The sequence below is a fragment of the uncultured Roseicyclus sp. genome (assembly GCF_937892565.1).
Lineage (GTDB): Bacteria > Pseudomonadota > Alphaproteobacteria > Rhodobacterales > Rhodobacteraceae > Roseicyclus.
Map to the genome: position 1 here is coordinate 1 of NZ_CALAHQ010000033.1, position 5,943 is coordinate 5,943.

The 5,943-nt window shown below is 63.7% G+C and carries 7 protein-coding genes; 6 read left to right on the top strand and 1 reads right to left on the bottom strand.

Annotation, left to right across the window (positions count from 1 at the left end; all coding sequences use genetic code 11):
- Window positions 1-386 precede the first annotated feature (386 nt).
- Genes yajC through Q0094_RS04580 form a run of 5 tightly spaced genes read left to right on the top strand, consistent with a single transcriptional unit; the run spans window position 387 to window position 4,476 of the window.
- Window positions 387-668 carry a preprotein translocase subunit YajC gene (gene yajC, locus Q0094_RS04560; RefSeq protein WP_297615714.1) on the top strand — a complete coding sequence of 94 codons (282 nt, stop codon included), beginning with the start codon at window positions 387-389 and terminating at the stop codon, window positions 666-668.
- A 52-nt stretch (window positions 669-720) separates the two neighbouring features.
- Entirely contained in the window at window positions 721-2,388 is a 1,668-nt protein-coding gene (gene secD, locus Q0094_RS04565; protein WP_297615716.1) for a protein translocase subunit SecD, read from the top strand.
- A 4-nt stretch (window positions 2,389-2,392) separates the two neighbouring features.
- The gene (secF, locus tag Q0094_RS04570) at window positions 2,393-3,361 is read left to right on the top strand and encodes a protein translocase subunit SecF (RefSeq protein ID WP_297615718.1); all 969 of its coding nucleotides are present in this window, start codon (window positions 2,393-2,395) and stop codon (window positions 3,359-3,361) included.
- Window positions 3,354-4,106, top strand: coding sequence for a sulfite exporter TauE/SafE family protein (locus Q0094_RS04575; protein WP_297615720.1), 753 nt, complete (start codon window positions 3,354-3,356; stop codon window positions 4,104-4,106). Before secF ends, Q0094_RS04575 begins: the two co-directional genes overlap by 8 nt.
- Before the next feature lie 16 nt (window positions 4,107-4,122).
- Window positions 4,123-4,476, top strand: coding sequence for an Mth938-like domain-containing protein (locus Q0094_RS04580; RefSeq protein ID WP_297615722.1), 354 nt, complete (start codon window positions 4,123-4,125; stop codon window positions 4,474-4,476).
- A gap of 24 nt (window positions 4,477-4,500) precedes the next feature.
- On the opposite strand, the gene Q0094_RS04585 is transcribed toward Q0094_RS04580, so the two are convergent.
- Window positions 4,501-4,929, bottom strand: coding sequence for a VOC family protein (locus Q0094_RS04585; RefSeq protein WP_297615724.1), 429 nt, complete (start codon window positions 4,927-4,929; stop codon window positions 4,501-4,503).
- A 187-nt stretch (window positions 4,930-5,116) separates the two neighbouring features.
- On the opposite strand from Q0094_RS04585, the gene thyX reads away from it, so the two are divergent.
- A partial coding sequence (gene thyX, locus Q0094_RS04590; RefSeq protein ID WP_297615726.1) for an FAD-dependent thymidylate synthase occupies window positions 5,117-5,943 on the top strand: 827 nt, incomplete at its 3' end.

Genomic DNA, 5,943 nt, shown 5'->3' on the forward strand with positions numbered 1-5,943 from the left:
ATGGCGTTGATCGCGGTGATCAAGAGCGCGCCGTGCGCGCGCGGCGGGTGATCAGGGCAAGGGCAAGCAGGCTTGGCAGCGCTGACTAAGATGCTGCTTGCCCAAGCGCACACTCCATGAAGAGCCGGCTTGGATCCGGGGCGGTCATGACAGGGCGCCGGGGCCAAGATGCGGGTTGCGGAAGGACTGCATCGGCGCCGGTCACACTCCAAAATCGCCGCGATCGGTCGCAGGGTTGCCATTTGCCCCTTGCCGTCGCGGGCCCCCGCGCCGATGTAACCCGGACCGCAGCTTGCGCTTGGTCATGGGGCTAAGTAGGGTGCGCCGACTTTTCATCGGGGGCGCCATCGCCCCTGTCCACCACGCCAGAGAGGACCCCGAGAGACATGGACGCTTTCGCCCAGTTCGTTCCGCTGATCCTGATTTTCGTGATCATGTATTTCCTGTTGATCCGGCCGCAGCAAAAGAAGGTCAAAGAGCATCAGGCGATGGTCGCCGCGCTACGCCGGGGGGATGAGATCGTCACGCAAGGTGGCTTGATCGGCAAGATCACCAAGGTCAAGGACGAGATGGAAGTCGAGGTGGAACTGTCCGAGGGCGTCAAGGTGCGCGTCGTGCGCCCGACCATCGCGCAGGTCCGCTCGAAAACCGAACCTGCCAAAGACTGACAGGCCGCTGTTGCGCGCGCCATTCACGATCCGCCGGAAAGGGCCCTGAGACATGTTGCAGATCCCGGTCTGGAATAAGATGGTGATCATCTTGCTGGTCTTGGCGGGGATCGCCTTTGCCATGCCCAACCTGTTCTACGAGCGCGTCGAACGGCACAATGATGCCGTGGCGCTGATCGAACGAACGGGCGCCACCACCGATGCGCTTGAGGCCGAGCGCGCGCTTTGGCCCGATCTGTTGCCGGGCACGCTGGTCAATCTGGGTCTCGACCTGAGGGGCGGGGCGCATTTGTTGGCCGAGGTGCAGGTGGCTGATGTCTATGAGGCGCGCATGGATGCGCTTTGGCCCGAATTGCGCGATGTGCTGCGCGAAGTGCGCGATACGGTCGGCACGATCCGGCGTCAGGATGCGCCGGCCGGTGAATTGCATGTGCGCATCAGCGAACCCGCCGGGATTGCCGCGGCGGTCGAGGCCGCGCGCCGTTTGGCCACGCCGGTGGTCAGCCTGACCGGGGTGGGCGCGCCCACGCTGGAGGTGCGGGGGGACAACGATCTGCTGATCGTCACCCTGTCCGAGGCCGAACGGCAGGCCACCGACGATCGCACCATGCAGCAATCGGTCGAAATCGTGCGGCGCCGCGTGGATGAGGCGGGCACGCGCGAACCGACCATCCAGCGCCAAGGTGCGGACCGTATCTTGATCCAGGTGCCCGGCATCGGATCGGCGCAGGAGTTGAAGGATCTGATCGGCACCACCGCGCGGCTGACCTTTCACCCTGTCGTAAGCCGCACCACCGATGCCCAAGCCGAGGTCGACGCACGCCAGATCCTGTTGCCGTCGATGGATGAAGAAGGGGCGTTCTACGTCCTTGAACAGACGCCGGTGGTCACGGGCGACGATCTGGTCGACAGCCAGCCCGCCTTTGACCAACAGACCGGGCAGCCGGCCGTCACATTCCGCTTCAACCCGTCGGGGGCGCGTGCCTTTGGCGATTACACGGCGGCCAATGTGGGTGCCCCCTTTGCCATCGTGCTGGACGAAGAGGTGATTTCCGCCCCCGTCATTCGACAGGCAATCACGGGCGGATCGGGTCAGATCACCGGGAATTTCACCGTCGAAGGTTCGACCGAATTGGCCGTGCTGTTGCGGGCGGGCGCGCTGCCGGCTGAGATGGTGTTCCTGGAAGAGCGCACCATCGGCCCGGAACTGGGCGCTGACAGCATCGCGGCAGGCGAGATCGCGGCGGTGGTCGCGTTTGCCTCGGTGCTGGTCTTTATGGTGCTGAGCTACGGTTTGTTCGGCTTTTTCGCCTCGGTTGCCCTGATCTTGAACGTGGGTCTGATCTTCGGGGTCTTGAGCGTGATCGGCGCCACCCTGACCTTGCCCGGTATCGCGGGGATCGTGTTGACGATCGGCATGGCGGTCGATGCCAATGTGCTGGTTTTCGAGCGTATCCGCGAAGAGTTGAAGACCGCCAAGGGCCCCGCGCGCGCCATCGAACAGGGCTATGCCCGAGCGCTGTCGGCGATCATCGATGCCAATCTGACCACCTTTATCATCGCGGTGATCTTGTTCACGCTGGGCTCGGGGCCTGTGCGCGGCTTTTCCATCACCTTGGGGATCGGGATCATCACCTCGGTCTTCACCGCGATCTATGTGACACGCCTGTTGATCGTGACCTGGTTTGACCGGGCGCGCCCCAAGACAATCGAGGTCTGAGCCCATGCGTCTGCGCCTTGTTCCGCAAGAAACCAACATCGATTTTTTCAAGCATGCGCGGCTGACATTCGGCGCCTCGGTTTTGGCGATGGTCTTGTCCATTGCGGTCTGGCTGGGGATGGGGCTGAATTTCGGGATCGATTTTCTGGGTGGCACGACCATCCGCACCGAAAGCTCGACGCCGGTGGATGTGGCGGCTTACCGCGCCGCGCTTGACGCGCTGGATCTGGGCGATGTGTCGATCACACAGGTTTTTGACCCAACGTTCGGCCCCGAACAGAATGTCGCAATGATCCGCATTCAGGCGCAGGCGGGGCAGGAAAGCGTGACGCCCGAAATGGTTCTGGCCGTTCAGGATGCACTGCAAACGGTCTATCCGGCGATGAGCTTTCCCAGTGTCGAGTCTGTCGGGCCCAAGGTATCGGGCGAGTTGATCCAGACCGCGATCATCGCCGTGATCGCGTCGCTGGGTGCAATCCTCGTCTATATCTGGTTGCGCTTCGAATGGCAGTTTTCGGTCGGTGCGGTGGCGGCGCTGATCCATGACATCATTCTGACTGTCGGTCTCTTTGCGCTGTTGCAGATCCGCTTCGATCTGGCGACCATCGCGGCGCTTCTGACCATCGTGGGCTATTCGATCAACGACACCGTGGTGATCTTTGACCGCTTGCGCGAGAACCTGGTGAAATACAAAAGCCGCGGCTTGCAAGATGTGATGAACCTGAGCGCCAACGAGACGCTCAGCCGGACCTTGATGACTTCGGGCACCACGCTTTTGGCCCTGTTGGCCTTGTTGGTGCTGGGGGGCGATGTAATCCGCGGCTTTGTGTTCGCGATTTTCTGGGGCGTGATCGTGGGGACCTATTCCTCGATCTTTGTCGCCAAGAACATCGTGCTGATGATCGGGGTCAAGCGCGACTGGTCCAAGCCCGACGCCAAGGCGGGAACGCAGTTTTCCAACATTGATGCCTGAGGCGCTGGCCGGGGTTCTGGCGCAGCCCGCGCTGCCTTGGCTCTGCGCGGCGGCGCTTGTGGCGGGCATGGTCTATGGCTTCGCGGGGTTCGGCGCGGCGCTGGTGTTCATGCCCATCTCGGTCGCGCTGATTGCGCCACCCGTGGCGGTCGCGGCTTTTGCGCTGACGGCGCTCATTGCGCTGGTCACGGTGGTGCCGCGGGCCTGGGGCGCGGTCGACAAGCCGGGGATGGCGCAGCTTCTGGCCGGCACGATGCTGGGCTTTCCGCTTGGGATCTGGGCGCTGCGGGTCTGGGATGCGGCGGCGATCCGGGTCATGGTGTCGCTCCTGGTGCTGGCGACACTTGCCGTGCTGATTGCAGGCTGGCGGATGACCGCGCGCCCACGGGCGGGCACCCGGCTGGGCGTGGGGGGCGCGACCGGGGTGATCGGCGGGGCGACCGGGCTGACCGGGCCGGTGGTGATCTTGTTCAATCTGGGGGCCGGTGCCCCGGCCGCCGTGACACGGGCCAATACGCTAGTGTTCCTGACGCTGTGCTCGGGGATCTTGCTGGGGCAATTGTGGCTGCAGGGGCTGTTGGGGCCGGATGCGATCTGGCTGGGCCTTGTGCTGATGCTGCCCTATGCCTTGGGCAACCGGATCGGTCAGGCGCTGTTTGATCCGGCGGCCGAACGGCTGTATCGACGGATCGCATACGCGATCATCGCGGCCTCGGGGCTGGCCGGGCTGCCAATCTGGAGATGACAAGAAAGGATCGCCCATGCGGATGAACGAGGTCACATTCGACGACAGCCGCCCGGTGGATGGCTATGGGCCGGGGTTTTTCCGCATCGCGGGCGAGGTCGTGGTGGGGCCGGTGATGATCCTGCCCTCGGGGGTGTCGGGTTGGGGCGGCTATGAGGATCGGGCACCGCTGATCCAAACAGCCGGTCAGATCGACGTGCTGTTCATCGGCACCGGTGCCGAGATCGCACAAATTCCCGCCGATCTGCGCCGTGCGTTGGAAGATGCGGGTCTGGGTGTGGAGATTGCATCCAGCCCCGCGGCCTGTCGCACCTATAATGTGCTTTTGTCCGAAGGGCGGCGCGTGGGGCTGGCGGCGCTGCCGGTCTGAGGCGAGCGGCCCGCGCCGCGCCGTTCACCAATGCCCCGTGTTGCCCATCGACACCCAGGGCTCGGCCGGCGGCAGCGGCGCGCCTGATTGCAGCAACTCGATCGAGATATTGTCGGGCGAGCGTACAAACGCCATGCGCCCATCGCGCGGCGGGCGGTTGATCGTCACGCCATTGTCCATCAGGTGTTGGCATGCGGCGTAGATGTCATCGACCGCATAGGCGAGATGACCGAAATGGCGGCTGTCCGACGGCAGGCCTGCGTCGCCATCCCAGTTATAGGTCAATTCGATCGGGCAAGCCTCGTCGCCCGGGGCCGCCATGAAGACAAGGGAAAACCGGCCCTGTTCGTAATCGCTGCGCCGGGTCTGGTGCAGACCAAGCAATTCATAAAAGGCGATCGAGGCCTCCAGATCTTTGACCCTGACCATGGTGTGCAGGTATTTTGGCGCCATCATCCCGCTCCTGTGTGTTGCAGGTGCAGATCTAGCGCAGCGGGCTTCTTTGTGCATCCCCCCGGGGTGGGTAAATTTCCTGTGGGTAACTGCGCCCCGTTGCACCCCCTTTATCTTGCGGTTCCGGGCGAGTGTGATGCAAGATGTAGGGGTTCTCCCCGAAAGCCCCGATAGAAGGAGCCGCCCCATGCCGCTCAGCCCTGAGGCCCAAGCCGAAATCGACGCCGCCCGCGCCACGCCCCGCCCGACCCTGCGCGCGGTCAGTGACGGGATGGAGGGGCATCTCTACACCGCCCACCCGGTGCTTGATCACGGCTTTGTCCGCGTCATCGACTATATGGGCGATGACAGCGCCATCGTTCAGGCCGCGCGCGTCAGCTACGGGGCAGGGACCAAGCATGTGTCCAATGATGAGGGGCTGATCCGCTATCTGATGCGGCACTGGCATTCGACCCCGTTCGAGATGTGCGAGGTCAAGTTTCACGTCAAGCTGCCGGTGTTCGTGGCCCGCCAGTGGATCCGCCACCGCACGGCGAATGTGAACGAATATTCGGCGCGCTATTCGATCCTTGATCGGGAATTCTACATCCCCGAGCCGGGCGCCTTGGCCGCGCAATCGACCGTCAACAATCAGGGCCGGGGCGCGGTGCTGGAAGGGGCCGAGGCCGCGCGCGTGCTCGAGATGCTCAAATCCGATGCAGGGCGCGCCTATGATCATTATGAGGCGATGCTCAGCCAGGACGGCCAACAGGGGCTGGCGCGCGAACTGGCGCGGATGAACCTGCCCGCGAATGTCTACACGCAATGGTATTGGAAGGTGGATCTGCACAACCTGTTCCACTTCCTGCGGCTGCGTGCGGATGCCCATGCGCAATACGAGATCCGCGTCTATGCCGAGCTGATGTGCAAGCTGGTCGCCGATTGGGTGCCCATCGCCTATGCGGCCTTCGCCGATTACCGGATGGGGGGCGTGTCGCTTTCCGCCAAGGGGATCGAGGTGCTGCGGCGCCGTCT

Excerpts from the sequence above, each read along its gene's own strand:
- yajC (WP_297615714.1), top strand. The coding sequence starts at position 387 with ATGGACGCTTTCGCCCAGTTCGTTCCGCTGATCCTGATTTTCGTGATC.
- secD (WP_297615716.1), top strand. The coding sequence starts at position 721 with ATGTTGCAGATCCCGGTCTGGAATAAGATGGTGATCATCTTGCTGGTC.
- secF (WP_297615718.1), top strand. The coding sequence starts at position 2,393 with ATGCGTCTGCGCCTTGTTCCGCAAGAAACCAACATCGATTTTTTCAAG.
- Q0094_RS04575 (WP_297615720.1), top strand. The coding sequence starts at position 3,354 with ATGCCTGAGGCGCTGGCCGGGGTTCTGGCGCAGCCCGCGCTGCCTTGG.
- Q0094_RS04580 (WP_297615722.1), top strand. The coding sequence starts at position 4,123 with ATGCGGATGAACGAGGTCACATTCGACGACAGCCGCCCGGTGGATGGC.
- Q0094_RS04585 (WP_297615724.1), bottom strand. The coding sequence starts at position 4,929 with ATGGCGCCAAAATACCTGCACACCATGGTCAGGGTCAAAGATCTGGAG.